Annotated in this window: 23 protein-coding genes and 1 pseudogene; 12 read left to right on the top strand and 12 right to left on the bottom strand. The window is 73.3% G+C overall.

Annotation, left to right across the window (positions count from 1 at the left end; translation table 11 throughout):
• Positions 1-38: 38 nt before the first annotated feature.
• Positions 39-1,664 (top strand): chaperonin GroEL, encoded by a 1,626-nt coding sequence (gene groL, locus ACVUH9_RS19255; RefSeq protein ID WP_475759879.1) that lies wholly within the window; start codon positions 39-41, stop codon positions 1,662-1,664.
• Between the two features lie 175 nt (positions 1,665-1,839).
• Here groL and ACVUH9_RS19250 read toward each other — a convergent pair whose 3' ends face one another.
• A complete protein-coding gene (locus ACVUH9_RS19250) occupies positions 1,840-2,727 on the bottom strand; it encodes a LysR family transcriptional regulator (RefSeq protein ID WP_475759877.1) in 888 nt (295 codons plus the stop codon).
• A gap of 71 nt (positions 2,728-2,798) precedes the next feature.
• Here ACVUH9_RS19250 and ACVUH9_RS19245 point away from each other — a divergent pair, with 71 nt between their 5' ends.
• Positions 2,799-4,376: an MFS transporter gene (locus ACVUH9_RS19245; protein WP_475759875.1), complete on the top strand. Its 1,578-nt coding sequence runs from the start codon at positions 2,799-2,801 to the stop codon at positions 4,374-4,376.
• 9 nt (positions 4,377-4,385) lie between these two features.
• Here ACVUH9_RS19245 and ACVUH9_RS19240 read toward each other — a convergent pair whose 3' ends face one another.
• The 4 genes and pseudogenes from ACVUH9_RS19240 to ACVUH9_RS19225 form a co-directional block, all read right to left on the bottom strand.
• Positions 4,386-6,101: an ATP-binding cassette domain-containing protein gene (locus ACVUH9_RS19240; protein ID WP_475759873.1), complete on the bottom strand. Its 1,716-nt coding sequence runs from the start codon at positions 6,099-6,101 to the stop codon at positions 4,386-4,388.
• A gap of 60 nt (positions 6,102-6,161) precedes the next feature.
• Positions 6,162-6,261 (bottom strand): annotated as a pseudogene (locus tag ACVUH9_RS19235) (recombinase family protein); the annotation flags it as partial.
• A gap of 53 nt (positions 6,262-6,314) precedes the next feature.
• Positions 6,315-7,271 carry a hypothetical protein gene (locus ACVUH9_RS19230; RefSeq protein ID WP_475759871.1) on the bottom strand — a complete coding sequence of 319 codons (957 nt, stop codon included), beginning with the start codon at positions 7,269-7,271 and terminating at the stop codon, positions 6,315-6,317.
• On the bottom strand, positions 7,268-7,819 hold the full coding sequence (locus ACVUH9_RS19225; protein WP_475759869.1) for an RNA polymerase sigma factor: 552 nt from the start codon (positions 7,817-7,819) through the stop codon (positions 7,268-7,270). Before ACVUH9_RS19225 ends, ACVUH9_RS19230 begins: the two co-directional genes overlap by 4 nt.
• 195 nt (positions 7,820-8,014) lie before the next feature.
• On the opposite strand from ACVUH9_RS19225, the gene ACVUH9_RS19220 reads away from it, so the two are divergent.
• The 5 genes from ACVUH9_RS19220 to ACVUH9_RS19200 are packed head-to-tail and all read left to right on the top strand — an operon-like array spanning position 8,015 to position 12,100.
• Positions 8,015-8,695 (top strand): FadR/GntR family transcriptional regulator, encoded by a 681-nt coding sequence (locus tag ACVUH9_RS19220; RefSeq protein WP_475759867.1) that lies wholly within the window; start codon positions 8,015-8,017, stop codon positions 8,693-8,695.
• A complete protein-coding gene (locus tag ACVUH9_RS19215; protein WP_475759865.1) occupies positions 8,692-9,153 on the top strand; it encodes a hypothetical protein in 462 nt (153 codons plus the stop codon). The genes ACVUH9_RS19220 and ACVUH9_RS19215 overlap by 4 nt, the downstream gene beginning before the upstream one ends.
• Complete coding sequence (locus ACVUH9_RS19210; protein WP_475759863.1) at positions 9,150-10,721, top strand: GMC family oxidoreductase N-terminal domain-containing protein; 1,572 nt, start codon at positions 9,150-9,152, stop codon at positions 10,719-10,721. Before ACVUH9_RS19215 ends, ACVUH9_RS19210 begins: the two co-directional genes overlap by 4 nt.
• A 10-nt stretch (positions 10,722-10,731) precedes the next feature.
• Positions 10,732-11,061 (top strand): hypothetical protein, encoded by a 330-nt coding sequence (locus ACVUH9_RS19205; protein ID WP_475759861.1) that lies wholly within the window; start codon positions 10,732-10,734, stop codon positions 11,059-11,061.
• 4 nt (positions 11,062-11,065) lie between these two features.
• Positions 11,066-12,100, top strand: a complete 1,035-nt coding sequence (locus ACVUH9_RS19200; protein WP_475759859.1) for a hypothetical protein — start codon at positions 11,066-11,068, stop codon at positions 12,098-12,100.
• Between the two features lie 116 nt (positions 12,101-12,216).
• Here ACVUH9_RS19200 and ACVUH9_RS19195 read toward each other — a convergent pair whose 3' ends face one another.
• Positions 12,217-12,570 (bottom strand): nuclear transport factor 2 family protein, encoded by a 354-nt coding sequence (locus tag ACVUH9_RS19195; protein WP_475759857.1) that lies wholly within the window; start codon positions 12,568-12,570, stop codon positions 12,217-12,219.
• Positions 12,571-12,796: 226 nt separating this feature from the next.
• Here ACVUH9_RS19195 and ACVUH9_RS19190 point away from each other — a divergent pair, with 226 nt between their 5' ends.
• Positions 12,797-13,597: a helix-turn-helix domain-containing protein gene (locus tag ACVUH9_RS19190; RefSeq protein ID WP_475759855.1), complete on the top strand. Its 801-nt coding sequence runs from the start codon at positions 12,797-12,799 to the stop codon at positions 13,595-13,597.
• A gap of 213 nt (positions 13,598-13,810) precedes the next feature.
• Positions 13,811-15,244: a gamma-aminobutyraldehyde dehydrogenase gene (locus tag ACVUH9_RS19185; protein ID WP_475759853.1), complete on the top strand. Its 1,434-nt coding sequence runs from the start codon at positions 13,811-13,813 to the stop codon at positions 15,242-15,244.
• Between the two features lie 535 nt (positions 15,245-15,779).
• Here ACVUH9_RS19185 and ACVUH9_RS19180 read toward each other — a convergent pair.
• Entirely contained in the window at positions 15,780-16,862 is a 1,083-nt protein-coding gene (locus ACVUH9_RS19180; RefSeq protein WP_475759944.1) for a citrate synthase 2, read from the bottom strand.
• Positions 16,863-16,961: 99 nt separating this feature from the next.
• Here ACVUH9_RS19180 and ACVUH9_RS19175 point away from each other — a divergent pair, with 99 nt between their 5' ends.
• Positions 16,962-18,431 (top strand): amidase, encoded by a 1,470-nt coding sequence (locus ACVUH9_RS19175; protein WP_475759851.1) that lies wholly within the window; start codon positions 16,962-16,964, stop codon positions 18,429-18,431.
• Between the two features lie 208 nt (positions 18,432-18,639).
• Complete coding sequence (locus ACVUH9_RS19170; RefSeq protein ID WP_475759848.1) at positions 18,640-19,029, top strand: VOC family protein; 390 nt, start codon at positions 18,640-18,642, stop codon at positions 19,027-19,029.
• Between the two features lie 105 nt (positions 19,030-19,134).
• Here the strand turns inward: ACVUH9_RS19170 and ACVUH9_RS19165 are convergent, their stop codons facing one another.
• The 5 genes from ACVUH9_RS19165 to ACVUH9_RS19145 form a co-directional block, all read right to left on the bottom strand.
• On the bottom strand, positions 19,135-20,016 hold the full coding sequence (locus ACVUH9_RS19165) for an NAD(P)H-binding protein (RefSeq protein WP_475759846.1): 882 nt from the start codon (positions 20,014-20,016) through the stop codon (positions 19,135-19,137).
• 9 nt (positions 20,017-20,025) lie between these two features.
• On the bottom strand, positions 20,026-21,069 hold the full coding sequence (locus ACVUH9_RS19160; protein WP_475759844.1) for a LacI family DNA-binding transcriptional regulator: 1,044 nt from the start codon (positions 21,067-21,069) through the stop codon (positions 20,026-20,028).
• Positions 21,070-21,203: 134 nt separating this feature from the next.
• Positions 21,204-22,181 (bottom strand): C-terminal binding protein, encoded by a 978-nt coding sequence (locus tag ACVUH9_RS19155; protein WP_475759842.1) that lies wholly within the window; start codon positions 22,179-22,181, stop codon positions 21,204-21,206.
• Positions 22,178-23,224, bottom strand: coding sequence for a LacI family DNA-binding transcriptional regulator (locus ACVUH9_RS19150; RefSeq protein WP_475759840.1), 1,047 nt, complete (start codon positions 23,222-23,224; stop codon positions 22,178-22,180). Before ACVUH9_RS19150 ends, ACVUH9_RS19155 begins: the two co-directional genes overlap by 4 nt.
• 30 nt (positions 23,225-23,254) lie before the next feature.
• A complete protein-coding gene (locus tag ACVUH9_RS19145; protein WP_475759838.1) occupies positions 23,255-24,121 on the bottom strand; it encodes a sugar phosphate isomerase/epimerase family protein in 867 nt (288 codons plus the stop codon).
• Positions 24,122-24,335: 214 nt separating this feature from the next.
• On the opposite strand from ACVUH9_RS19145, the gene ACVUH9_RS19140 reads away from it, so the two are divergent.
• Positions 24,336-25,412, top strand: a complete 1,077-nt coding sequence (locus tag ACVUH9_RS19140) for a sugar ABC transporter substrate-binding protein (RefSeq protein WP_475759836.1) — start codon at positions 24,336-24,338, stop codon at positions 25,410-25,412.
• The last annotated feature ends 1 nt before the right edge of the window (position 25,413 follow it).

Below are 25,413 nucleotides of genomic sequence, written 5' to 3'. Positions count from 1 at the left end.
CGCCGATACCTCCGAGACTGAGAAGAAGGAACACTCACATGGCTAAGCAGCTCAAGTTCGGTACGGAAGCGCGTCAGGCCCTCGAGGCCGGCGTCGACGCCGTCGCCAACGCCGTCAAGGTGACCCTGGGGCCGAAGGGCCGCTACGTCGTCCTCGACAAGAAGTTCGGCGCTCCGACGATCACGAACGACGGTGTCACGATCGCTCGTGAGATCGAGGTCGAGGACGTCTTCGAGAACCAGGGCGCGCAGCTCGTCCGCGAGGTCGCCACGGCGACCAACGACGTCGCCGGCGACGGCACGACGACGGCCACGGTGCTCGCCCAGGCGATCGTCAAGCAGGGCCTGAAGAACGTCACGGCCGGCGCCAACCCGCTCGCCCTCAAGCGCGGCATCGAGAAGGCCGTCGAGCAGATCGTCACCGCGATCGCCGAGCAGTCGACCGAGATCGCCGGCAAGGACGAGATCGCCCGCGTGGCGACCATCTCCTCGCGCGACTCGGAGATCGGTGACGTCATCGCCGACGCCATCGACAAGGTCGGCAAGGACGGCGTCGTCAACGTCGAAGAGGGCCAGACGTTCGGCATCGACCTCGAGTTCACCGAGGGCATGCAGTTCGACAAGGGCTACGTCTCGCCCTACATGGTCACGGATCAGGACCGCATGGAGGCCGTGCTGGAGGATCCCTACATCCTCATCGCGAACTCCAAGATCGGCGCCGTCCGCGACGTGCTGCCCGTCCTGGAGCAGGTCATCCAGGCCGGCAAGCCGATCCTGATCATCGCCGAGGACGTCGAGGGCGAGGCCCTGGCGACCCTGGTCGTCAACAAGCTCCGTGGCACCTTCACCGGCGTCGCGGTCAAGGCCCCGGGCTTCGGCGACCGCCGCAAGCGGATCCTCGAGGACATCGCGATCCTCACGGGCGCCGAGGTCATCACCGAGGATCTCGGGCTGAAGCTCGAGAACACCCAGATCAACCAGCTGGGTCGCGCTCGCCGCGTCGTCGTCGCCAAGGACAACACGACGATCGTCGACGGCAACGGTGACGCGGAGGCCATCAAGGGCCGCATCAGCCAGATCAAGTCCGAGGTCGAGAACACCGACTCCGACTTCGATCGCGAGAAGCTCCAGGAGCGCCTCGCCAAGCTCTCCGGCGGCGTCGCCGTCGTCAAGGTCGGCGCGGCCACCGAGACGGAGCTCAAGGAGAAGAAGCACCGTGTCGAGGACGCCCTCCAGGCGACCCGCGCAGCGCTCGAAGAGGGCATCGTCCCCGGCGGCGGCGTGGCGCTGCTGCAGGCCGGCCTGAAGGTCGACGTCTCCGACCTCGAGGACGACGAGAAGACCGGCGCGAAGATCGTGCTGCGCTCGCTCGAGGAGCCGCTCCGCCAGATCTCGTTCAACGCCGGGCTCGAGGGCTCCGTCGTGATCAACGAGGTCCGCAACGCGAAGCCGGGTGTCGGCCTCAACGCCTCCACCGGTGAGCTCGAGGACCTGGTCAAGGCCGGCGTCGTCGATCCGGCCAAGGTCACCCGCTCGGCGCTGCAGAACGCGGCCTCGATCGCCAAGAACATCCTGACCACCGAGGCCGTCGTCGCGGACCTGCCCGAGCCGGCCGGTGCCGGTGGTGGCATGCCCGACATGGGCGGCATGGGCGGCATGATGTAGCCAGCCCTCGGTCCCGCTCCGGGACCGTGGTTGGACCCGGTCGGTCGCCGCGCGCGATCGACCGGAGCAGTTCGAACGGCGGCCGTCCCTCGGGACGGCCGCCGTCGTTGGTGGTGGTGGCTCCGCGGGGCCGGTCGAGAGCTCGGCGGCCCGCCCGTCTTCTTCGACGGGCCTCCTAGGCCGGGACGCCGCCGACCGGGGAAGTCGACGGCGCGGGCGCGTCGGTCAGGAGCTGGCCGAGCTCGGCGGCCGCGGCGGTCCGCTCCCGGTCCGCCCAGAGCAACACGAAGGTCGCCTCGGGCAGCGGCGGCAGGCTCAGGCGCTCGCCGACGTCGACGATCCCCGGCCGCAGCTCGTCGTGCGGGATCGCGGTCACGCCGAGGCCGGCCTCCGTCGCCGCCCGCACGCCCTCCGCGTTGAGCGAGGTGAAGGCGATCCGCCACTGGATGCCCGCGTCGACCAGGGCGTCGAGGGCGACGGTGCGATGGACGCACGGCGCCGGCTGGAAGGCCAGCGACAGCGGCCCCTCGTCGGGACGCCGGAAGCCCGCGGTCGCCGCCCACACGAACTGGGTCCGGCGCAAGGCGACCTCGCCCGCCGCGATCACCGTCGAGAGCGTGACCGCGAGGTCCAGCTCGCCGGCGTGGACCATCGTCCGCAGGTCGAAGTAGCCGGCCACGGTCGCCTCCAGCCGCACCGCCGGATGGGTGCGGGCGAACCGGGCCAGCAGCCCGGGCAGCCGGTCGCCGAGGTAGTTGTCCGGCACGCCGAACCGCACGACGCCGGAGACGAGCGAGGGATTGAAGCGGCCGAGGAGCGCCTCGTGGGCGGCCAGCACGTGCTCGGCGTGGCAGAGGAACTCCTCGCCGTCCTCGGTCAACGAGAGCGTGCGCGTCGTCCGCGCCAGCAGCGGCCGCCCCGCCTGCTCCTCCAGCCGGCGGATCTGGTGGCTGACCGCCGACTGACTCAGGTGCAGCCGTTCGGCGGCGCGGGTGAAGCCGCCGTGCTCCACGACGGCGGCGAACGTCCGCAGGAGCGCCGGGTCGAAGTCTCGTTGATTCATGAGGCCGATCGATGGATGTTCGCCAATTGAATCATTTCCGTCTTGGATGGCCGGGCGGCACAATCCGTTCGATGAGTGAGCTCTCCCGCCGCGACGTCGTGGCTCTCCTCGGAATCTGCCTCGCGTCGCTCATGTTCGGGCTGGAGATCTCGAGCGTGCCGGTGTCGCTGTCGGCGATCGAGGACGACCTCGGCAGCGGGTTCTCCTCCCTGCAGTGGGTGATGAACGCGTACACCATCGCGGTGGTCTCGGTCCTGATGGCTGCCGGCACGATCGCCGACCGCTACGGCCGCCGTCGTACGCTCGTCGTCGCCGTGGTGGCGTTCGGCGCCGCGTCGCTGCTCTGCGGGCTGGCGTCCGACATGGCCGTGCTGATCGGCGCCCGGGCGCTGCAGGGCGCGAGTGGCGGGGTGATGCTGATCGGCCTGCTCGCCAACCTCTCGCAGCGGTTCCCCGACGGCCGGCCGCGGCGGACGGCGTTCGCCGCCTGGGGCGTCGTCTTCGGCGTCGGCCTCGGCTTCGGCCCGATCGTCGGGGCGGGGATCATCGCGCTGCTCGACTGGCGCTGGGTCTTCCTCGTCCACCTGCCGATCGCGATCCTGACCGTGCTCCTGGTCCGCGGGGGCGTCGAGGAGTCCCGCGACCCGGGGCGCATGCGGCTCGACCTGCCCGGCATGGCGCTGCTGTCGCTCGGCGTGCTCGGCGCGGCGTTCTTCATCACCCGCGCGCCGGCGGCCGGCGTCGACGACCCCCAGGCGCTGGTCGGGGCGCTCGCCGCGCTGCTCTGCCTGCCCGCCTTCGTCGTCGTCGAGCGCCGCAGCGCGGACCCGATGGTCGACTTCTCGGTCTTCCGCGTGCCGGCGTTCTCCGGCGCCCTGCTCGGCGCCGTCGGCATGAACTTCAGCTTCTGGCCGCTGATGATCTACCTGCCGCTGTTCTTCGAGCAGGGCCTGGGCTACAGCGGGCTCGCGGCCGGGGCCGCGCTGCTGTCGTACACCCTGCCGACGCTGCTGGTGCCGCCGCTGGCGGAGCGGCTGACGAACCGCTACCGGCCCGGCGTCGTGATCCCGCTCGGCCTCTTCACGATCGGGCTCGGATTCGTGCTGATGGCGATCGGCACCCAGGTCGACGGCGCGGGCTGGCTGACGCTGCTCCCCGGCTGCGTGATCGCCGGGACCGGGCTGGGGCTGACCAACACCCCGGTCTCGAACGCCACCACCGGCGCGCTGCCGGCCGCGCGGGCCGGGATGGCCTCGGGCATCGACATGAGCGCCCGCATGATCAGCCTGGCGGTCAACATCGCGCTGGTCGGCGCGGTCTTCGTCGCGGGCGTGACGTCGTCGCTGAAGGGCGCGCTGCCGGCCTCGTCGAGCGACGCGGAGCTGCACCGCCTGGCCGAGCGCCTGGCGGCCGGCGACACCGCGTTCCGGGCGGGCGGCTCGCCCGAAGCCGTCGCGCTGCGGGAGGGGACGACGGTCCGCGACGCGCTCTCCAGCGGCATCGACCTGGCCCTGGCCTACGGCACCGTGACGGTCTGGCTGCTGGCGCTCGGGGCCCTGCTGGTCTTCCGCCTTCCGAGCGCGCGAGCGCTGGCGGTCGTCCCCGTCCCGTTGCCGGCGACGGCCTGCGACGCCGCCGGCAGCCGCTGACGCCCGGCCCTACCGGGCCCCGACGCCGGCGGCCAGCGCCTCGATCGCCCGCTCGGGATCGGGGTAGCGTCGAACCGAGCCGTCGTGGGCGAGCAGCAGGAAGCGGTCGAGCCGGCGCAGGAACGCGCGGTCGTGCGAGACCGCGACGATCGTGCCCTCGAAGCCGTCGAGCGCCATCTCCAGCGCCTCGCACGAGTCGATGTCGAGGTTGTCGGTCGGCTCGTCGAGCAGCAGCAGGTTGCAGCCCTCGAGCTCCAGGCAGAGGATCTCCAGCCGCGCCTTCTGGCCGCCGGAGAGCGTCGCGTGGGTGCGGTCGCAGGCGGCGACCAGGCCGTAGCGGGCGAGCGCGCCCATCGCCTTGGCGCGATCGGGCAGTCGCCGCATGACGACGTCGAGCAGCGTGCCGTCGGCCAGCTCGGGGCGGGCGTTGGTCTGGGTGAAGACGCCGGTCACGACCCGCGGGCCGACGACCAGCTGGCCCTCGTAGGGCACCGGTGGGCCGCCGAGCGTGGCCGCGTGGCTGCTCGTCTCGCCGTTCGCCGCGGCCGCTCCGACCAGCTCGTCGCCGCGGCGCCCGTCCTCGTCGCTGGCCGAGGCCAACAGCCGCAGCAGGTGGGTCTTGCCCGAGCCGTTGGGGCCGACCAGACCGAGCCGCTCGCCGGCGTGGATCTCGTCGCTGATCGCCTCGGTCAGGTCGGGGATCCGCAGCGCCCGCAGGTCGAGCACCCGGCGGGCGGAGTCGCCCCCGCTGAGGCGCACGGTGATCGCGTGGTCGAGGACCGGTGGGGGCGGCGGGCCGGCGGCGACGAACCGCTCCCAGCGGGCCTCGGCGACGTCCGCCTTGCGGGCCATCACCTCGCTGACGCGGGCCTTGACCTTGAGGTCCTTGAAGTAGCGGAACAGCCGCCGCTCCTCCTCCTGCCAGCGCTTGAGCGCGTCGCCGAGGCGAGCGTTGCGGTCGTCGCGGGCCTGCGGGTAGTCGGCGTAGGAGCGTCCGTGGACCCAGGCCCCGGAGCCCTCGAGGGTGACGACGGTGTCCGAGGCACGGGCCAGCAGCTCGCGGTCGTGGCTGACGAACAGGATCGTCTTGCGGCTGGCGCGGATCGCGTCCTCCAGCCGGTGCTTGGCCGGCAGGTCGAGGAAGTTGTCCGGCTCGTCGAGCAGCACCACCGGGGCGTCGCCGGCCAGCAGCAGGTCGAGCACCAGGCCCTTGCGCTCGCCGCCGGAGAGCGAGGCCGCCGCACGGTCGCCGACCTCGCCGAGGCCGAGTCCGAGGACCCGGCGGCAGGCCGCGTCCCAGGTCCCCTCCAGCTGGTAGCCCCCGCCCGACGACCAGGCCTCGATCTCGTTCGCGAACGCCATCCCGGCCGCGGCGGCGCGCTCCGGGTCGGGATCGGTGGTGTCGAGCTCGGCGACCGCCATCCGCCGGCCGACCGCGGCCAGCGCGGGCGGGGCGACCGACAGCAGCAGCTCGCGGACGGTCTGCTCGTCGTCGCCGAGGCCGACGTCCTGGGCCATGTAGGCGATCTCGGCGTCGGTGCGGGCGTCGCCCTGGTCGGCCTCGAGCAACCCGGCGAGGACCTTGAGCAACGTGCTCTTGCCGACTCCGTTGGCGCCGACGAGCGCGGCGTGACGGCCGGCGGGAACGCGGAAGCCGACCTGCGAGAAGAGCAGGTCACCGCCGGGGTGGGCGTAGGCGAGGTCGTTGACGACGATCGTGGACACGGACCGTCGAGCGTGACACAGCTGGCGTGGTCGGCGCCCTGCGGGACCACCACGGTTTGGCGGTGCGGCCCTTGGCCTTGGCGACCTTCATGCCCTCCCGGGTGCGGGCACTGATGAGGTCGGGCTCGACCTCGGCGACGATCGCGAGGACGTTGAAGACCCGACGAGGCCCGGACGCGACCCGTCTGGGCCGCGTCCGGGTCGGGCCGTGGGTCAGTTGCCGGGAGCAGCGGCGTTGGCGGCCGAATCGTCGAACGGCGGCTCGATCGTCCGGGTGGCGCCCGGGTGGTCGCCGAGCTTCAGCAGCGGCCGCGTCGAGGCGTCGAGCGTGAGCTTCTGCACGTCGTCGTAGTCGGTCGTGAAGCCCGGGTCGTAGCCCGGCTGCTGGACGAGGCGGACCGGGAGGGCGTTGTCGTGGCGGACGTAGACGTCGCGAACGATCGTGATCGTCTTGGTGGGGGCGTCGCGCCACTCCTTCAGCGTGGGTCGGGTGCCGGACCCCGAGAGGTCGGTGACCTGGTCTCGGTCCTTCACCTGGATGTGCTCCACGTCGATGCCGCGGACCGTCGTACGACCCAGGTGCCGGACGTCGGGGTCGCTGCCGTCGAGGGCCAGTCGCAGCAACGTGGCCAGGTTGCCGACCTGGGACTTGCTGCCGTTGGCGACCGTGCCGAACGGGTCGCGCCGGTCCGCGAAGGTCTCCGGGTAGTTCTCCTTGGTCTGGACCAGGATCTCGTTGCGCTCCTTCGCGTAGTTCTCGAACGTTCCGCCGGCCTGGTCGTAGGCGCTCTCGGCCCCGGCACCGATGCCTTCGCGGTCGATCACGCGGGTGAGACGGCCGTCGGGCGTCTGCCACGTCTCGGTGCTCGACGTGGCTCCACCCTCGTAGGTGGTGCTCGCGGTGAAGTGCAGCAGCACGCCGGGCTGGGCGAGCTCGGCGGCCGCGCGAGCGAGACCGACGGGGCCGCTATCGGACGACGGCGCGAGCGCGATCGCGCCGGTGGCGACCATCGCGGTGACCCCGACGGCGACCAGCGGCCGGCGGTAGCGGTAGGCGCGGGAGGGGGCCGGCACGGGGCGGGCGAGGAGGATCCGCTCGAGCGTCAGTCCGTCGTCGGGGGTGGTGTCGAGCGGCGGGCGCAGCTCGGTCAGGAGATCGGTGGCCTTCATGAGGAGGTCCTTTCGGAGAGCGTGGGGCTGGTGGGGTGGGACGGGATGTCGAGCTCGGTGCGCAGCGCGGATTCGAGGCGTCGGCGGGCGCGCGAGAGACGGGCGCGAGCAGCGACCGGGGTGATGCCCAGGACGACGGCGACCTCGCCGGTCCTCAGGCCGTCCCAGACCGAGAGCAGCATCAGCTCGCGGTCGCCCGGACGCAGCTCGGCGAGGGCGTGGAGCACGGCGAGATGCTCGGCGCGCCGCTCGGCCTCGAGCGCCGCGGAAGTCGTCTCGAACTGGCTCACCTGCGTCAGGCGCCGGACGAGCTCGCCGGTGCTCTCGGTCTTCCGCCGGTCGTTGGCGAGCACCTTGGCGGCGACGTTCAGGAGCCAGGGAAGCGTGTGCGCCCTGCCTTCGCCGGCTCTCCGCCACGCCACCAGGAACGTCTCCGAGGTCAAGTCGTCGATCTGACTCGGGGGTGCGCGGGTGGCGAAGTAGCGCCTGATCGTCGGGCGATGCTCGTGGTAGAGGGCGCGAAACGCGTTCGGGTCTCGTCGGTCCATATAAGAGAGATGTTGCGTCGCCGGAATCTGTGACCCACCATGCTCGATCGCGCGACGCGACATCACGAGACTGCGGGTTCCGGGTCGGTCGCGGAGCGCTTCGTCGACGAGCAATCGCAGGATGACGCCGCGATCGACCGCGGCGGGGCGGGCGACCTCCTGGACAAGAGTTCGGAACTCTGGAACACTGGCGGCGTGGCCCGCCCCGACCCCCTGCCCGATCAGGTCTTCCGCGAGCTGGTGGAGTCGATCCTCGGCGGCCGCTACGCCCCGGGCGAGGCGCTGCCCGGTCAGCGGGCGCTGGCCGAGTCGTTCGGCGTCAATCTCGCCTCGCTGCGGACCGCGATCACCCGCCTGGAGTCGCTGGGCCTGGTCACGGTCCGTCACGGCGAGGGCACGGTCGTACGCGACTGGCGCGAGGCGGGCGTCGAGATCCTGGTCCACGCGGTCGTCCGACCGGAGGGCCCGGACCCCGAGCTGCTGCTCGGCCTGCTCGAGGCCCGCCGCCTGCTCCTGACCGACGCCGCCCGGCTGGCCGCCGAACGCGGCACCGCGGTGGCGATCGCGCGCGTCGTCGACCTGGCCGCACGGGTCCCGCGGGAGCAGGACGACCGCGAGGCGCAACGGCTCGACTTCGCCTTCTGGTCGGCGGTGGTCGAGGCCAGCGGCAACCTGGTCCTGGTCCTGATCCTCAACACGATCCGCCAGCTCTACCTGGCCCGCGGCGAGCTCTTCACCGGGATCGTCGCCGTCCGGGAGGAGCAGGCGGAGGGCTACGCCGCGGTCGCCGCGGCCCTGGAGCAGGGCGACGGCGACGCGGCCGCCGCCGCGGCCCGTGCGCTGGCGGTCGCGCAGGAGCAGGGGCTCTGGCGATGAGTCGCTTCGGCCGTCCCGGGGCTCCGATCCACCCGCTGGCGGGCGGCCATCCCGCTGCGCTCGGTCGCCACAGCGGCGCGGTGCTCGAGGCGCTGGCCGACGCCTTCGCGGCCCCGGCCGCACCGCTGCCGGCGCCGGTCGTCACGGGGATGCGGCGAGACGCCGGACGCTGGCTGGGGGCGACCCCGGTCGGGCAGCGGCTCGCGATCCGCGCGGCGCTCGCCGGCCTCGATCTCGTCGCCCGGGTCGCGCGCCCGCGGATCGGCTTCGCGGCGCGCTCGCGCTCGGCGCGGCTCGCGCTGCTGGAACGGCTGGCCCGGGTCGCTCCGCCGCTCGAGGCCGCGGTCGACGCGCTCGGCCGGATCGCCGTGCTCGCGTACTGGAGCGACGCCGGGGTCCGCTCGGCCCTCGCCCGGATCGACGCCGACGACGCGGCCCGGCCGGGGAGCGAACGATGACGAGCACGATCGACGCCGACGTCTGCGTGATCGGGACCGGACCCGGGGGCGCGCCGGTGGCCTGCCGGCTCGCGCAGGCCGGCCTCGACGTGGTGATCCTCGAGGAGGGCGCACGGGTCGACCTGGCGACCGCTGCCCCGCGACCGATCGACGCCTTCACCGACCTCTACCGTGACGGCGGGCAGACGCTGGCGGTCGGCACGCCGGCGATCCCGGTCCCGCTCGGCCGGGTCGTCGGCGGCACCAGCGCGATCAACTCCGGGACCTGCCTGCGCCCGGCCGACGCGGTGCTCGACGGTTGGGCCGACCGGCTCGGCCTCGAGCAGCTGCGCCCGCGGGAGCTGGCGCCCTACCTCGACGAGGCCGCCGCCGTGCTCGGCGTCGGGCGGGTGCCTCCGGAGATCGCCGGACGTAACGCGCACCTGGCCAAGCGCGGCGCCGACCGACTCGGCTGGGAAGGGCAGTGGCTGCCGCGCAACGCGCCCGGTTGCCAGGGGAGCGGACGCTGCGTCTTCGGCTGCCCGACCGGAGCCAAGCGCCACGCCGGCCTGGCCTGGATCGACGACGCGCTGGAGGCGGGAGCACGGCTGCTCGACCGCACCCGGGTCGTCCGGATCGAGGCCGCTGGACCGGGAACCCGCCGGACGCACGGTCGCGCCCGGCCAGGCGCCCCGCGCGGCGGACGTGGGGCCGCGGGCCCGGCCGTCGTCCACGCCCGCGGGGCCGACGGCGAGCGGCTGCGGATCCGGGCCAGCCGGGTGGTCGTCGGCGCCGGTGCGCTGCTGACGCCGGGCCTGCTGCGGCGGAGTGGCCTCGCCGCCGGGAACCCGCACCTCGGGCGGCACCTGGCGATCCACCCGGCAACGGCCGTCGCGGCCCGCTTCGACGACGAGCTGGTCGACGTCCACGACGGCGTCCCGCAGTCCTACGGGATCGAGCGCTTCGCCGATCGCGGAGTGGTCCTGGAGGGGATCGCGGGGCCGCCCGAGTACCTGGCCTTCACCCTGCCGCTGCGGGGCGAGGCCCACCACGCGGCGATGCGCGACCACCGCCACTGGGCGCAGTTCGGGCTGATGATCAGCGACCGCCCGGTCGGCCGCGTGCTCGACGTCGGTGCCGGTCCGCTGCGCCGCACGCTCGTCCGCTACGACCTCCACCCCGCCGACGTCGAGGCGGTTCGGTTCGGGATCGAACGGCTCGCCGAGCTGTGGTTCGCCGCCGGTGCCCGCGAGGTCGTGCTGCCCGTCGCCGGGCTGGCGCCGCTGCGGGACGGGGACCTGGAGCCGTTCCGCCGGCACCCGCTGACGGCGGCCGACCTGCGGCTGATGGCCTTCCACCCGCACGGCAGCGCGCGGCCCTCGGCGTCGCCCGCCGACGGCGTGCTCGACCCCGACCTGCGGATCCGCGGGACCGACGGGATCTACGTCTCCGACGCGAGCGCGCTCCCCGCGACGCTCGGGGTCAACCCGCAGCTCACGATCACCGCGCTCGCCCTGCGGCTGGCGCGCCACCTGCTCGACCAGCCGGCGCCGCGGGTTCCGGCTCCCACGACCACCACCACCTCCTGAGGAGCACACCGTGTCCTTCCTGATCGACGGTCCCGCCCTGTACCTCGCCGGTCGCCGCCTCACGCAGGCGACCGACGACGCCGATCTCGCGGAGGGCCTGGCGACCGTGACGGCCGCGGGCTTCCTCGCCATCAGCATCCCGCTCTACCTGAACCGCCCGTGGACGCGGCCGATCTGGCGGCTCTGCCGGGCCCGCAGCGGCCGCGACTGGATGATCAACTCCGGGGTCCTGCGGGTCGACGAGACCGCGGTCGGGCGGGTCGGTCACGGCCTGGCGGGGATCGCCTTCGCGACCTATCCGCTCTGGATCTGGCTCGGCCTCCGCCACGGCCGGCGGTGAGCGGGTGACCGCCGAGATCCTGCGCGTCCGCTGGCCGGAGGGGCCGGTCGGTCGCGCCCGCTACGAGTCGCTGTTCCTGCGCGCGGTCGACCCGGACGGCGGCGGCGCGGTCTGGCTGCGGCACACCGTCCAGCACCGTGCCGACGAGCGGCCGGCCGACGACCACGGGGCCGCCTGGTGCGTGGTCTGGGATGCCGACGGACGCCCGCACGCGGCCAAGCAGACCTGGAACGACCCGCAGCCGGGAGGCCCGGACGGTGCCTGGATCGGGGTCGGGGACGGGGGAGCCGGGGACGCCGGCTCGCGGCTCGGGCCGATCGGCTCACGCGGGGTGATCGCGACCCCGGTCGCGGCGGCCTGGGACCTGCGGTTCGCCGGCGGCGACCGGGACGGTCTCCGGCACCTGCCGTTCGAGCGGCTCTACACGGCACCGTTGCCGAAGACCAAGGTGACGTCGCCGCTGACCGGGCTGCGGGTCACCGGGACGGTCCGCGTCGGCGACACGGAGCTGGTGCTCGACGACGCGCCCGCGGTGCTCGGTCACAACTGGGGCGCGGAGCACGCGCACCGTTGGCTGTGGCTCAACGGGCTCGGCTTCGCCGGCCGCCCCGACAGCTGGTTCGACGTCGCGATGGCCCGGATCGCGGTCGGCCCGGCGGTCCTGCCGTGGGTCGGGATCGGCGCGCTGCAGCTCGACGGCCGCCGGATCCCGCTCGGGCTCTCGGCCCGCCGCGGTCCGGGACGGATCCGGGTCGACGTGCCCGGGCGCCTGGTCGCCGAGCTGCCCGCCCGCGACGGCCACCTGACCGTCGAGCTCGACGCACCGACGGCGTCGATGGTCGCCTGGCCCTACGCCCAGCCCGACGGAGGGCCGCTGCACCACGCGCTGAACTGCTCGCGGGCGGCGGTCCGGCTGACCTGGCGGCCACGGTCCGGCAGCCCGCTGGTGCTCGAGTCGCCGGTCGGCGGCGTGCTCGAGCAGGGCGTGCCGGCGAGCGAGGAGCACCCCGTCGCCGTGCTGCCCTTCACGGACGGCTGACGGGCGGGTCCGGTCGGTTGAGGTTGAGCGCGCTCAACGCACTCCACCTCAACCGGTCCCTGGCGTCCGGCGACCTCCGGCCGTCCCAATCGGCCGGCAGTCCAGCGCCTCGTGTCCTAGGGCTGCTCGAGGAAGCCGGTCACCGCCCGCAGGCGACCGTCCTCGGCGACGGTCGCGAAGTCGATCCCGACCGCGACCGGGCCGCTCTCGCCGACCAGGTTCCAGGAGAACCGGACCCGGTCGTTGTGGCTGTCCGGGCCGCTGGCGAGCACGAACCGGTGCCCGGGGAACTGCGCCTGGACGGCGCCGATCAGGCCGCTGATGCCCTCGTGGCCGGCGGCGCTGGCGAGCGGGTCGACGTAGTCGCCGTCCTCGGTCCAGGTTCGCGCCACCAGCGTCCGGCGCTCGCCGGCGTCGGTCGCGTTCCAGGCGGCCAGGTAGTCGTTGACGGTGGTGTCGATGGTGCTCATGCGGTGCTCCTCGTTCGGATGGCTCGGTGCGGGGGCGGTGGGCCGTGGTGGCCGCCGTCTCCCGATCCGGTTCCCGGAGCCTGCTCCACGTTCGGGGGCAGATCGATGACCTCGGAGGTCAAGGCGGCGCCGCGGCGCCGGCCTCCGTCGGGGCTCGGGAACGGCACGGCGGCCATGACCTCCGAGGTCATGGAGCTCGTTCCCGGGGGCGCTAGGGTCGGACGCGATGAGCGAGGTCGCCGCAGCCCCCACCGTCGGTGCCCTGCTCCGCGACTGGCGTCAGCGCCGGCGGATGAGCCAGATGGACCTGGCGCTGGAGGCGGAGGTCTCGACCCGCCACCTGAGCTTCGTCGAGACCGGCCGCAGCCGTCCGAGCGCCGAGATGGTGATCCACTTGTCCGAGCATCTCGACGTCCCGCTGCGCGACCGCAACGTGCTGCTGCTGGCCGCGGGGCACGCGCCGGTCTACGGCCAGCGCGGGCTCGACGAGCCGGAGATGGGCCCCGTCCGCGAGGCGCTCGACCAGGTCCTGCGTGGCCACGAGCCGTACCCGGCGGCGGTCGTCGACCGGCACTGGGGGCTGGTCGCCGGCAACCGCGCGATCGGCCTGCTGACCGCGGGCGTGGCCGCCGAGCTGCTGGAGCCGCCGGTCAACGTCCTGCGGCTGAGCCTCCACCCCGACGGGATGGCCCCACGGATCCTCAACCTCGGCGAGTGGCGCGCGCACCTGCTGGAGCGGCTCGGCCGCCAGGCGGTCACCAGCGGCGACCCTGCGCTTGCCGCGCTCCACGCCGAGCTGGCCGCGTACCCGGGGGCGGAGCCGGCGGCGGCGCGCGAGGACCGCTTCGGCACGATCGCCGTCCCGCTGCGGCTGCGGGTCGGGGACGACGAGCTGCGCTTCATCAGCACGGTCACGACCTTCGACACGGCGATCGACGTGACCGTCGCCGAGCTGGCGATCGAGTCGTTCTTCCCCGCCGATGCCCGCACCGCGGCGGCGGTCCGGGAGTACGTGCCGGACGCCTAGGACGCGGCTCGGGGCGGCTCGGGGCGGCTCGCGAGACCCCGGCGGGGATCCGGATCGCGCCTAGGACACAGGTGATTCGGCCGTTTCGCGAAGTCCTGGTGGGAACACCGAGAGCAGAGGCGTAGTGTGGTGCGGGGCACAGTTGATGGCCCCAGCACTTATGTGATCTAGTCGGCAGCACGTCGGCTGTACCCCCTGCGACCAAGAGGACCCATGAGCACGATCAAGCCTGTCCAGAACTTCATCGACGGCGAGCTCGTCGACGCCGCCAGCGGGGAGACCTCGTCGGTCGTCGATCCCTCGACCGGCCAGGAGATCGGTCGCGCTGCGGTCTCCGGGAAGGAGGACGTCGACCGCGCCGTCGCCGCCGCGACCCGGGCCTTCGAGACCTGGTCCAAGACGACCCCGGCCGAGCGCGCCGAGGTCCTGCTGGGGATGGCCGCCGTGCTCGAGGAGCACGGTGACGAGATCGCCGAGCTCGAGTCGCGCAACGCCGGCAAGCCGCTGCAGTCGGTCAAGGACGACGAGCTGCCGCCGATCATCGACGCCTTCCGGTTCTTCGCCGGCGCCGCCCGCAACCTCGAGGGCAAGGCGTCGGCCGAGTACCTGCCCGGCATGACCTCGATCATCCGCCGCGAGCCGATCGGCGTCGTCGGCCAGATCGCGCCCTGGAACTACCCGCTGATGATGGCCGCGTGGAAGCTCGGCCCGGCGCTCGCCGCCGGCTGCACCACCGTCCTCAAGCCGGCCCCGTCGACCCCGGTCTCGGTCGTCCGCTTCCTCGAGCTGGCCGCCGAGGTCGTGCCCAAGGGCGTCGTCAACATCATCGTCGGCGGCAACGAGGCCGGCCAGGCGATCGTCGAGCACGACGACATCGCGCTCGTCTCGCTGACCGGCTCGGTCGGCACCGGCCGCTGGATCGCCGAGCACGCCGGCCAGCGCCTCAAGCGGACCCATCTCGAGCTGGGTGGCAAGGCGCCGGTCGTGGTCTTCGACGACGTCGATCTCCAGGACGCGATCGAGAACATCGCCGGGTTCGGCTACTTCAACGCCGGCCAGGACTGCACCGCGGCGACCCGCGTGCTCGCCTCCCCGAAGGTCTACGACGACCTCGTCGCGGGCCTCGCCGACCAGGCCAAGAGCCTCGTGATCGGCGACACCACCGACCCGAACACGACCCTCGGCCCGGTCAACAACCCGAACCAGCTCGAGCGCGTGACCGGCTTCTTCGACCGGCTGCCGTCGCACGCCGAGACCGTCACGGGTGGCCGCAAGGCCGATCGCCCCGGGTTCTACGTCGAGCCGACCGTGATCGCCAACGTCAAGCAGGACGACGAGGTGATCCAGAGCGAGATCTTCGGTCCCGCGATCACCGTCCAGCGGTTCACGGACGAGGCGGAGGCGATCAAGTGGGCCAACGGCACCCCGTACGGCCTCTCCTCCAGCGTCTGGACCCGTGACGTCGGCCGCGCCCACCGCGTCGCCAACGCGCTCCGGTTCGGCTGCGTCTGGGTCAACACCCACGGCGGCCTTGCCAACGAGATGCCGCACGGCGGGATCAAGGACTCCGGCCACGGCAAGGACCTCTCCGCGTACTCGCTGGAGGACTACACGTACGTGAAGCACGTGATGGTCTCGCTGGACTAGGCGGTTGGTCTGCGGCGGCCGTATGCCGTCGCATCTCGGCCCGCGTGGACCTCGGCAGGCCTGGCGGCCAGCTCTCGATCCACGCGAGCCGACCTGCTTGGCCTACGACCACCTCAGACGCAACCGCTGCGGTTGGTCTGCGGCGGCCGTGGACGCGGCGCATCTCGGGCCCGTTGGCGCTCGGCAGGCCTGGCGGCCAGCTCTCGCACCACCCGACCCGACCTGCTTGGTCAGACGCAACCGCTGCGGTTCTGGGGTGAATTCGCGTCGGGCCGGCGGGCTGGGGTCGATCCGCGTCGCATAGCGGGGCGGAATGACCCCAGAGGCTGAGGGCCGGGGTGAAATGACCCAGGCCCTCCTCAACCCAAGACCTCGGCCCGCGATCCCCCCCCCAGACCTGCGACCCCGGGCCCTCGACCTCGGACCACGACCCCAGGCCCTCCTCAACCCAAGACCGCGACCTCGAGGCGCGCGACCTCGAGGCGCGCGACCTCGAGGCGCGCGACCTCGAGGCCCGCGACCTCCAGGCCCGCGACTACTGGACGGCCGAGACCGGCCGCGGGGCCTCGCCGACGTACTTCGCCGACGGGCGGATCAGGCGGGCCTCGCGCTTCTGCTCGAGGATGTGCGCCGACCAGCCGGCGACCCGGGCGGCGGTGAACATCGGCGTGAACAGCTGGGCCGGGACGTTGGCGCTGTCGAGGATCACCGCCGACCAGAACTCGACGTTGGTGGCCAGCACGCGGTCCGGCTTGCGCGCGTGCAGCTCGGCCAGCGCGGCCTTCTCGAGGGCCTCGGCGGCCTCGTAGCGGGACGCGCCGATCTCCTTCGCGGTCCGCCGCAGGACGCGGGCCCGCGGGTCCTCGGCGCGGTACACGCGGTGGCCGAAGCCCATCAGGCGCTCGCCCTTGTCGAGCGCGTCCTTGACCCACTTCTCGGCGTTGCCGGACTGCTCGACGCCGTCGAGCATCGCCAGCACGCGCGAGGGCGCACCGCCGTGGAGCGGGCCGGAGAGCGCACCGACCGCGCTCGACAGCGCGGCGGCGACGTCAGCACCGGTCGAGGTGACGACGCGAGCCGTGAACGTGGAGGCGTTCATCCCGTGCTCGGCCGCCGAGATCCAGTAGGCGTCGATCGCCTTCGCGTCGAGCGGGTTCAGCTCGCCGCGCCAGCGGATCAGGAACCGCTCGGCGACCGTCCTGCCTTGGGCGACCTCGGCCTGGGGCACGGGCGGCTGGCCGCCACCGCGGGCCGACTGGGCGACGAACGAGAGCGCCATCACCGAGGCACGGGCGAGCTGCTCGCGCGCCTCGTCGTCGGTGGTGTCGATGATCGGCTTGAAGCCCCACTCGGGGGCGAGCATCGCCAGCGCCGCCTGCACGTCGACGCGGGGGTCGCCGGAGCGGACCGCCAGCGGGTGCGGCTCGGCGAACGGCAGGCCGGGATCGAACGATCCGTCGACGAGCAGGCCCCAGACCTTCTCGTAGGGGACGTGGCCGACCAGATCCTCGATGTCGACGCCCCGGTAGCGCAGCGCGCCACCTTCCTTGTCGGGCTCCGCGATCGTGGTCGCGAAGGCTACGACGCCCTCAAGTCCGGAACGTACCTCGTCGGTCATCTGCTCGTCCTCGTTCGCATCGGTCTTGAACGTCACCACCATACGAGAGCCGAGCCGCATGGTGGTGGGGTGCAAGCGATCAGGCGCTACCGTCGTCGAATGCCCCCCACCGACCCCGCGCTCCTCCGGCGCCCCGCCACCGAGCTCGCCGCCCTGATCCACCGCGGCGAGCTGGCCGCCGTCGACCTGGTCGAGGCTGCGCTGGACCGGATCGGGGCGCTCGACGGACGGGTCAACGCGTTCGTCGACCTCTGGGCCGAGGAGGCGCTGGAGACGGCCGCCCGGATCGGCCCCGGCGACCGGCGGCCGTTCGCCGGCGTGCCGACCGCGATCAAGAACAACCGCGGGGTCGCCGGCAAGCGGTTGAGCTACGCGTCGGGCTTCGCCGGCGAGGCGACGGCGCAGGAGGACGCGCACGTGACTCGGCGCCTGCGCGACGCCGGCTTCGTGCTGCTCGGGGCGACCAACCTGCCGGAGTGGGGGATCACGCCGGTCACCGAGCCGCGCCGGTTCGGTCCGACCCGCAACCCGTGGGATCTGGAGCGGACCCCGGGCGGCTCCTCGGGCGGGGCGGGGGCGGCGGTCGCCGCCGGCATGCTGCCGGTCGCCCACGGCAACGACGGTGGCGGCTCGATCCGGATCCCCGCCGCCTGTTGCGGCCTGGTCGGCCTCAAGCCCCAGCGCGGCCGGATCTCGCTGGCCCCGGGGCTCGGCTTCCACCTGCTGGTCAGCGACGGGATGCTGACCCGGACGGTCGGCGACGCCGCGGCGACCCTCGACGTGCTCGCCGGACCGGTGGTGGGGGACTTCGCGTCGCCGCCGCCGCCCGCGCTGCCGTTCGCCTCGGCGGCGGCCCACGGGGCCCGCGGCGACCTCCGCGCGCTGCGGGTCGGACTGGTCCTCGACCCGCCGATCGGGGAGCCGCCGTCCGCGGTCGACGCGGACGCCGCGCGTCGCGCCGCGTCGCTGCTCGCCGAGCTCGGCCACGAGGTCGAGGAGGTCCACGCCCCGTGGCGGATCCCGTTCGACCTGCTCGGGGCATCGTTTGGGCCGGCGACCGTCTCGGGGATCCGCGAGGTCGAGCGGTCGACCGGGCGGGCCTGCACGCCGGACGACGTCGAGTCGCTCTCGTGGGCGCTGTGGGAGCAGGGGACCGCGGTCCGGGCGATCGACTACCTGGTCGCCGACGGGGAGCTCCAGCGCCTCGCCCGCGAGGTGCTGGCCTGGGCCGACGGCTACGACCTGCTGGTCACGCCGGCGCTCGGCTCGGCCCCGGTCGCGATCGGGGCGCTCGATCCCGACGGCGCCGATCCGCTCGACGGGTTCGCCCGCGGCGGCGACTTCACCCCCTACACCGCGATCAGCAACGTGACCGGCTGCCCGGCGATCGCGCTGCCGCTGTTCGAGCGCCCGGCCGGCGACCCGGCGGCGGGGATGCCGCTCGGCGTCCAGCTGATCGGCCGTCCGGCGGGCGAGGAGGAGCTGCTCGCCGTCTCAGCGCAGCTGGAGGCGGCGCTGCCGTGGGCCGACCGCGTCGCGCCGTTGGCGACGGAGGGGGACGCGGGCTGAGCGCGGCGGCCGGGCCGCGTTGGGTCGGCGGCGCCTGCCCGGCCGGTCGGGGCGGTCGTCCGTTTCGTTCAAGACCGGCACCCCAACGCGGCGTAGCGTGTGGTCGTGACGTGGCCCTGCGAGCGGCTGGGCGTGCCCCGCGCTCGTAGGAGACCACCCCGACACCCCCGATCGCGGCGCCGAAGCCGCACGAAGGAGCACGCCGCTCATGACCGTACGCCTCGACCTCATCGGCATCATCACCGCCGACCTCGGACGCTCGCTCGACTTCTACCGGGTGCTGGGCCTCGAGATCCCGGCCGACGCCGTGGACCAGCCGCACGTGGAGCTGACCCTGCCCAACGGCCTGCGGCTGGCCTGGGACACGCTCGCCACGATCCAGTCGTTCGATCCCGGCTTCCGGATCGGCGAGGGGCGCGCACCGGTCGCCCTCGCGTTCGCCTTCGACAGCCCGGCCGACGTCGACGACGCCTACCGTCGGCTGGCCGAGCACGGGGCCGGCCACCTGCCGCCCTGGGACGCCTTCTGGGGCCAGCGCTACGCGATCGTCCACGACCCGGACGGCAACACCGTCGATCTGTTCGCCGCGTCGGCCTGACCGAGGTCGGCCTCGGCACGGGGAGCCGCCGCGGTCCCGGTCGAGCGAGTCGTCACCGCCAGCGAGGGTCGAGGGCGAGCCGCCCCCGACCGCGTCGCGCCTCGATCAGCCGGTCAGGGCCTCGAGGATCCCGCGCGGGCGGACGCCGAGCGCCTCGAGGTCGGCGGTGCCGTGGCGGCCGGCGGTGTTGCAGGTCAGCACCGCCAGCTCCTCGCGGTCGGCGGCACCGGGGCGCTCGAAGACGGCGGTGGCCGCGTTCAGCAGCGATGCGGGCAGCGGCAGCACCGGCCGGCGGCGGGCGACGGCGGCCTGGAGCGCGGGCAGCAGGTCGTGGACGGCCAGCTCCTCGGGGCCGCCGATCTCGTGCCGGGCGGGGCCGTCGGTCGGGGCGCCGCGCTCGACGACCGCCACGATCGCGTCGGCCAGGTCGCTGACCGCGACCGGTCGCGAGCGTCCCGCGGAGCCCGCCGGGACGGGCGCCACCGGCAGCAGCGAGAGCGCCTGCGCCCAGGCGGCCCAGCGCTGGCCGCGGGCGAGGACCAGCGACGGGGAGACGATCGAGACGGGCATCGCGCCGACGTCGCCGGCCCCGGTCACGACCCGCTCGGCGACCTGCTTGGCGCGCAGGAAGCGGCAGCCGGCCGCCTCGCCCGCACCGAGCGCCGAGGCGAAGACGAAGTGTCCGACGCCCGCCTGGGCCGCGGCGTCGGCGAGTCGCCAGCTGGCGGTCGCGTTGAGCTCCTCGAGCGTGCCGATCGCCTGGTCGTGGAGCGGCCCGGCGAGGTGGATGACCGTGTCAACCCCCCGCAGGGCGCCGCCGGGCAGGCGGATGTCGGTCAGGTTCCACAGCGCCAGCTGCACGTCGACACGGCGGGTCCCGAGCCGAGCCGGGTTGCGCAGCAGGCAGCGGACCGGGTGGCCCCGTTGCAACAGGCGGTCGAGCACGCGCCGGCCGGTCGCGCCCGTTGCTCCGGTCAGCAGGATCATGGCTGGAGCCTACGGCGTCGGGACGGCGACGCAGCTGGCACGCGGGACGAACGTCGTAGGCAGCAGCACCCGCTCGGCGCTGCCGGGCTCCTGCAACGTGGCGAGGACCAGCTTCCCCGCCTGCCGCCCGATCTCGCGGTTGTCGCGGGCGATCACGGCGATCGGGGGGTCGTAGATCTCGGTCACGTCGATCGCGTCGCAGCTCACGAGCGAGATGTCGCGGCCGACGCGCAGGCCACGCGCGCGGAACTCGCGCAGCGCGCCGATCAGGAAGCGGTTGGCGCCGGTGATGACGGCGGTCGGCGGCTCCGGGGCGTCGAGCATCTCGCGCGTGGCCTCCTGGCCCTGCTCCGGCGTCAGGGGGCCGGCGATCACCCGGAACGTCGGCTCCAGGCGCCGCGCCGCGTAGGCGTCCTCGAGCCCGGCGAGCCGCTCGCGCGTGGGGCGGATGTCCTCGCCGTTGATCAGGCCGATCCGCCGGTGTCCGAGGTCGAGGAGGTGCTCGACCGCGGCGGTCATGCCCTGGCGGTGGTCGGACAGCACCGTGCTGACGCCGAGGTCGGCGGGCAGCTCGCGGTCGATCACGACCACCGGGGTCTCCAGACCGCGGAGCAGCGCCAGCAGCTGCGGGTCGGTCTCCGAGGCGAGCGAGAGCAGCATGCCGTCGACCCGTCGCTGCGAGAACAGCTTGACGTGCTCGACATCCATCGCCGGATCGCCCTCCGAGTTGGTGATCATCATCGAGTAGCCGCGCTGGCGGAGCGTCGACTCGGCGCCCTGGGCGATCTCGCCGAACAGCGGGTTGGAGATGTCTCCCATGACGAACCCGATCGACCGCGTCGACTGACGACGCAGGCTCTGGGCTACGAAGTCGGGAACGTACCCGAGCTCCTCGACCGCCTTGTTGACGCGCTGGCGCATCGGCTCGCTGACGTCCGGATGCTGGGAGAGCACGCGGGAGACGGACGAGATCGCGACCCCGGCTCGGTCGGCGACCTCGCGCATGCTGGCCCGACCGATCACGCGGTGGTTGGGCTGCTCGGCGTCAGACATAGGCCTGGCCGATCCTAGGCATTCGCGAGGCGGCACGTCGCCGGCACGAACCCGCGAGGGGCCGGGTCGTGCCGCCCGTCGCGGGTTTCGGGGTACCCCTCGTGTACCGAAGCGCGGCCGCGGGTCGCGCCGGGTCAGTCCCCGCTCAGGGCCGCGGCGTTGACCACCGCGTCGGTCGCCTGCCCCTCGAGCACCGCCACCAGGTTCTCGGTCGCCCGGCGCTTGAGCTCGATCAGCGACTCCTCGCTGTAGAACGCGATGTGTGGGGTCACGACCACGTTCGGCTGCCGCAGCAGCGGGTGGTCGGCGGCAGGCGGCTCGGCTTCCAGCACGTCGAGCCCGGCGCCGGCGATCTGCCGTTCGGCGAGCGCGTCGGCGAGCGCGTGCTCGTCGATCAGCGGGCCGCGGGCGGTGTTGATCAGGATCGCGTCGGAGCGCATCCGGGCCAGGCGCGCGGCGTCGATCAGGTGGTGGGTGTCGTCGGTCAGGGGCACGTGCAGCGAGACCACGTCGGCCCCGGCGAGCAGGGCGTTGAGGGTGCGCGGCGTGGCCCCGCCGTCGGAGATCTGCTGGTCGCTGAGGTAGGGGTCGTGGGCGACGACGTGCATCCCCAGCGCGGTCGCCTTGGCCGCCACCGCCCGCGCGATCCGGCCGAAGCCGACCACTCCGAGCGTGCGCCCGGCCAGGCGCCGGATCGGCTTCAGCTCGGCGTTCGGCCAGCCGCCGGCGCGCACGGCCCGGTCCGCCTCGGCGGTCTTGCGGGCGACGGTGAACAGGAGCGCGAGCGCGTGCTCGGAGACCTCGTCCACGCAGTACTCGCGGACGTTGGTGACGGGCAGCCCGCGGTCGCTGGCCGCCGCGACGTCGATGTTGTCGACGCCGACCCCGTAGCGGCCGACCGCGCGCAGGTCGGCGGCGCCCTCGATCGCCGCGCGGGAGACCGGCGCGAAGCAGGTCAGGATGCCGACGGCGGCCGCCGCGCGGCGCGCGATCTCGTCCGGATCGCGCAGCTCGCCGGCGTAGTCCAGCTCGTAGCCGAGGGGCTCGAGGATCGCGCGCTCGGTGGCGAAATCCGGGAACACCATGTCGGTGACGAAGACGCTTCCCGTCATCGTTGCTCCTTCTCGTTGGTCGGTTGGGGGGCGGCGGTCGCGCAACTGGCGGTCGGCCGGTAGGACGTCGGCAGCAGCACGCGGGAGGGGGCGGCGATGGTGCCGCCCATCGCCGCGAGCAGGATCTCGGCGGCGCTGCGTCCGAGCAGGGCGTTGTCGCGCGAGATCGAGGCGATCGGCGGGTCGAGCAGTCGCGTCAACGGCGTGTCGTCGCAGGTGACGAGCGAGATGTCGCGACCGGGGCGCCGCCCGAGGTCGCGGAGCATCCCGAGCACGCCGATCAGGATCTGGTTGCCGCCGACGACGATCGCCGTCGGGGCATCGGCGCCGGCCAGCAGCATCCGTGTCGACTCGGCACCGTGGTCCGAGCTGTAGGGCCCGGCGACGACGGTCGAGTCGTCGGGGACGTCGTGCTCGCGGAACGCCTGCCGCAGGCCCTCGGCGCGCTCGCGTGAGGCCCGGAGCTCCATCAGCCCGGTGATCAGGGCGATCCGGCGGTGGCCGAGGGCGATCAGGTGGGTGACGGCCTCGCGCATGCCGCTGCGGTGGTCGGAGAGCGCGGCGCGGGCCGCCTCCAGGCCCTCGATCTCGCGGTCGACGAGCACGAACGGGGTGGTCGTCGCCCGCAGGAAGTCCGCCGTCGGCGCGTGCTGCTCGCTGGCCAGCAGCAGCACGAGCCCGTCGACCCGTCGGCGCTCGAACAGGTGCAGGTAGGTCTCGTCGAGCTGCGGGTCGGACTCGGAGTCCGACAGCAGCAACGAGTAGCCGGCACCGCGCAGGACCGACTCGGCGCCCTTGGCGATCTCGGCCAGCAGCGGGTTGGCGATGTTGGCCGCGACCAGCCCGACGGTCAGCGTCTGCCCGCTGCGGAGGCTCTGCGCCAGCAGGTCGGGGGTGTAGCCGAGCTCGGCGACCGAGGCCCAGACCCGCGCCTTCATCCGCTCGCTGACGTCGGGGTGGCCGGAGAGCACGCGCGAGACCGAGGACATCGCCACCTTGGCGTGCTCCGCGACCTGGCGCATGCTGGCGCGGCGGTCAACCACGGCTGGCTCTCCGGCGCACGCCCAACGTCCTCAGATCGCCTTCTCGGCTTCGACGTACGCGTCGCCGGCGAGCGTCGCCCGCGCCATGTCGCGCATCCGGATCGTCTCGCAGGTGTTCTCGGTCCGGTTGCAGTCGCCCCAGTCGGTCCAGACGTACTCGATCGCGAACCAGCCGTCGTAGCCGATCTCCTGCATCCGCTTGATGATCCGCGGGTAGTCGATCGTGTTCTCCTCGAACACGGTCTGGAGCTTCCCGGGGGCACCGCCGCGGCAGTGGAAGTGGCGGGCGTGGGCGAGCAGCGGCTCGATCTCGTCGTCGCTGATCCCCTGGTAGGTGAAGTGCCCGTAGTCGAGCGCGAGCTCGAGGCCGGGGGTTAGCTCGAGCAGCCGGCCGACCTTGGCGGGGGTGTCGACGTTGCTGCCGAGGTGGGCCTCGATCGACAGCCGCATCCCGGACTGGGCGGCGAGCTCGACCCGCGCCGAGAGCTCCTCGGCCGAGCGGGCGATCGCGGCCTCCGGCGACTCGTCCGCGAAGACGGTGCCGGGCAGGATCGTCATGCCCGAGGCGCCCAGCCGCTTCGCCAGCTCCAGCATCTCGGCGAAGTAGGTCCGCGACTCGGCGCGGACGGCGGCGTCGGGGTGGTTGGGGGCGAGCGTCTCGAAGTCGGTCCAGGGCAGGAAGAAGAAGTCGGCGAGCTCGAGGTTGCGGGCGCGCAGCCGCTCGCCGATCACGCCGGCCCAGTAGGGGAGGTCGCCGCGGACGTCCTCCGGGCGGATCTGGGACCGGTTGCCGGCCAGGCACACGTCGAGCCCGTCGAACCCGAGCATGCTGACGAGGTCGAGGGCCTGCTCGTTGCTGAGCAGGGGCCATGAGAAGTCGCCGCTGGCAAGCTTCATCGAGGAGCTCCTTTGGGTGGTGGCGCTTCCGACTGGAAGCGTTTCCGGGAACGTAGTGCATGATCGCCTCGGCTGCAAGCTGCGAGCGGGTTCCCGTTCGCCGCCGGACGCTCGGCGAGTGCGCTTGACAGTGCTTCTCGGGCCGTGGTAGGAATCGATTCCGGAATGGTTTGCAGGAATGGTTTCGGATCAGTCGGACCGTGAGGAGAACGTCGTGTCGAAGGTGATGAGGTGGGGTCTGGTGCCCGTGCTGGTCTGCGGCTTGGCCGTGACCGGGTGCGGGGGCGGAGACGCCGACGAGGGATCGAGCGCGGCGACGACCACCGCGGCCAAGCCCGCCAAGCAGGCGGCCGCCGTGACGGTCCCGAAGGACCCCGAGGCGACGAGCTTCGGGCCGGTCGAGCCCGGAAGCGGCAAGGGCGTGACGCTGGGCTACATCTCGATCGGGGAATCGCTGCCGTTCGCCAAGCTGCTGAGCGACGGGATCAAGCAGGCCGCCGAGACCGCGGGAGCGAAGCTGGTCTTCTGCGACGCGGCGTTCGACGCGGCCAAGGCGCTCGACTGCGCCAAGAACTTCAAGACCCAGGGCGTCGCCGGCTACGCGAGCAGCAACTCCGACGCGAAGGCCGCGGAGCGGATCTGCGCCGCCGGTCCCGACGCGCCGGTGATGTCGGTGGCGATCCGCCAGGACCCGTGCGGCAAGACCTTCATGGGCGGCAACGACCGGATCTCGGGCGAGATCGCCGGGACCGGGATGGGCGAGTTCATCAAGCGCGAGCTCGACTGCGAGTACGACGCCGTCGTCTCGCTCGAGTCGCCGACGGTCGGTGAGGTCAACACCCTGCGGGCGAACGGCTGGCGCCACGGCTTCGAGCAGGTCTGCGGACCGCTGAAGCAGGCGAAGACGTTCGACACGGACTCGACGATCGACGGCGGGCGGAAGGTCTTCACCGACGTCCTGACCGGGCTGCCGGGCGCCAAGCGGATCGTCCTGTTCACGCTCAACGACGACCTCGCGCTCGGCGCCAAGGCGGCGGCCAAGGCCCAGGGCCGGGCCGACCAGGTCTTCATCGCCGGGCAGGGCGCGGACACCAGCGCGATCTGCGAGCTGAAGAACAACCCGCAGTGGGTCGGGGACACCGCCTACTTCCCCGAGAAGTGGGGCAGCTCGATCGTGCCGAACCTGATCAAGCTGGTCCAGGGCAAGGACGTCCCGCCGAACCTGTTCGTTCCGCACAAGTTCGTCGACGCCAGCAACGTCGACGAGTTCTACGACACGAGCAAGTGCTGAG

The organism is Patulibacter ginsengiterrae, from assembly GCF_056269115.1.
The sequence above is the reverse complement of the archived record's forward strand: the minus strand, read 5'-3'. Positions and strand labels throughout refer to the sequence as shown.

Bases quoted from the DNA above. Each gene is read 5' to 3' on its own strand.
- ACVUH9_RS19145 (WP_475759838.1), bottom strand. From the start codon at position 24,121: ATGAAGCTTGCCAGCGGCGACTTCTCATGGCCCCTGCTCAGCAACGAG.
- ACVUH9_RS19165 (WP_475759846.1), bottom strand. From the start codon at position 20,016: ATGATCCTGCTGACCGGAGCAACGGGCGCGACCGGCCGGCGCGTGCTC.
- ACVUH9_RS19175 (WP_475759851.1), top strand. From the start codon at position 16,962: ATGCCCCCCACCGACCCCGCGCTCCTCCGGCGCCCCGCCACCGAGCTC.
- ACVUH9_RS19225 (WP_475759869.1), bottom strand. From the start codon at position 7,819: ATGGACCGACGAGACCCGAACGCGTTTCGCGCCCTCTACCACGAGCAT.
- ACVUH9_RS19185 (WP_475759853.1), top strand. From the start codon at position 13,811: ATGAGCACGATCAAGCCTGTCCAGAACTTCATCGACGGCGAGCTCGTC.
- ACVUH9_RS19245 (WP_475759875.1), top strand. From the start codon at position 2,799: ATGAGTGAGCTCTCCCGCCGCGACGTCGTGGCTCTCCTCGGAATCTGC.
- ACVUH9_RS19250 (WP_475759877.1), bottom strand. From the start codon at position 2,727: ATGAATCAACGAGACTTCGACCCGGCGCTCCTGCGGACGTTCGCCGCC.
- groL (WP_475759879.1), top strand. From the start codon at position 39: ATGGCTAAGCAGCTCAAGTTCGGTACGGAAGCGCGTCAGGCCCTCGAG.
- ACVUH9_RS19190 (WP_475759855.1), top strand. From the start codon at position 12,797: ATGAGCGAGGTCGCCGCAGCCCCCACCGTCGGTGCCCTGCTCCGCGAC.
- ACVUH9_RS19230 (WP_475759871.1), bottom strand. From the start codon at position 7,271: ATGAAGGCCACCGATCTCCTGACCGAGCTGCGCCCGCCGCTCGACACC.
- ACVUH9_RS19195 (WP_475759857.1), bottom strand. From the start codon at position 12,570: ATGAGCACCATCGACACCACCGTCAACGACTACCTGGCCGCCTGGAAC.
- ACVUH9_RS19210 (WP_475759863.1), top strand. From the start codon at position 9,150: ATGACGAGCACGATCGACGCCGACGTCTGCGTGATCGGGACCGGACCC.
- ACVUH9_RS19180 (WP_475759944.1), bottom strand. From the start codon at position 16,862: ATGACCGACGAGGTACGTTCCGGACTTGAGGGCGTCGTAGCCTTCGCG.
- ACVUH9_RS19160 (WP_475759844.1), bottom strand. From the start codon at position 21,069: ATGTCTGACGCCGAGCAGCCCAACCACCGCGTGATCGGTCGGGCCAGC.
- ACVUH9_RS19155 (WP_475759842.1), bottom strand. From the start codon at position 22,181: ATGACGGGAAGCGTCTTCGTCACCGACATGGTGTTCCCGGATTTCGCC.
- ACVUH9_RS19215 (WP_475759865.1), top strand. From the start codon at position 8,692: ATGAGTCGCTTCGGCCGTCCCGGGGCTCCGATCCACCCGCTGGCGGGC.
- ACVUH9_RS19170 (WP_475759848.1), top strand. From the start codon at position 18,640: ATGACCGTACGCCTCGACCTCATCGGCATCATCACCGCCGACCTCGGA.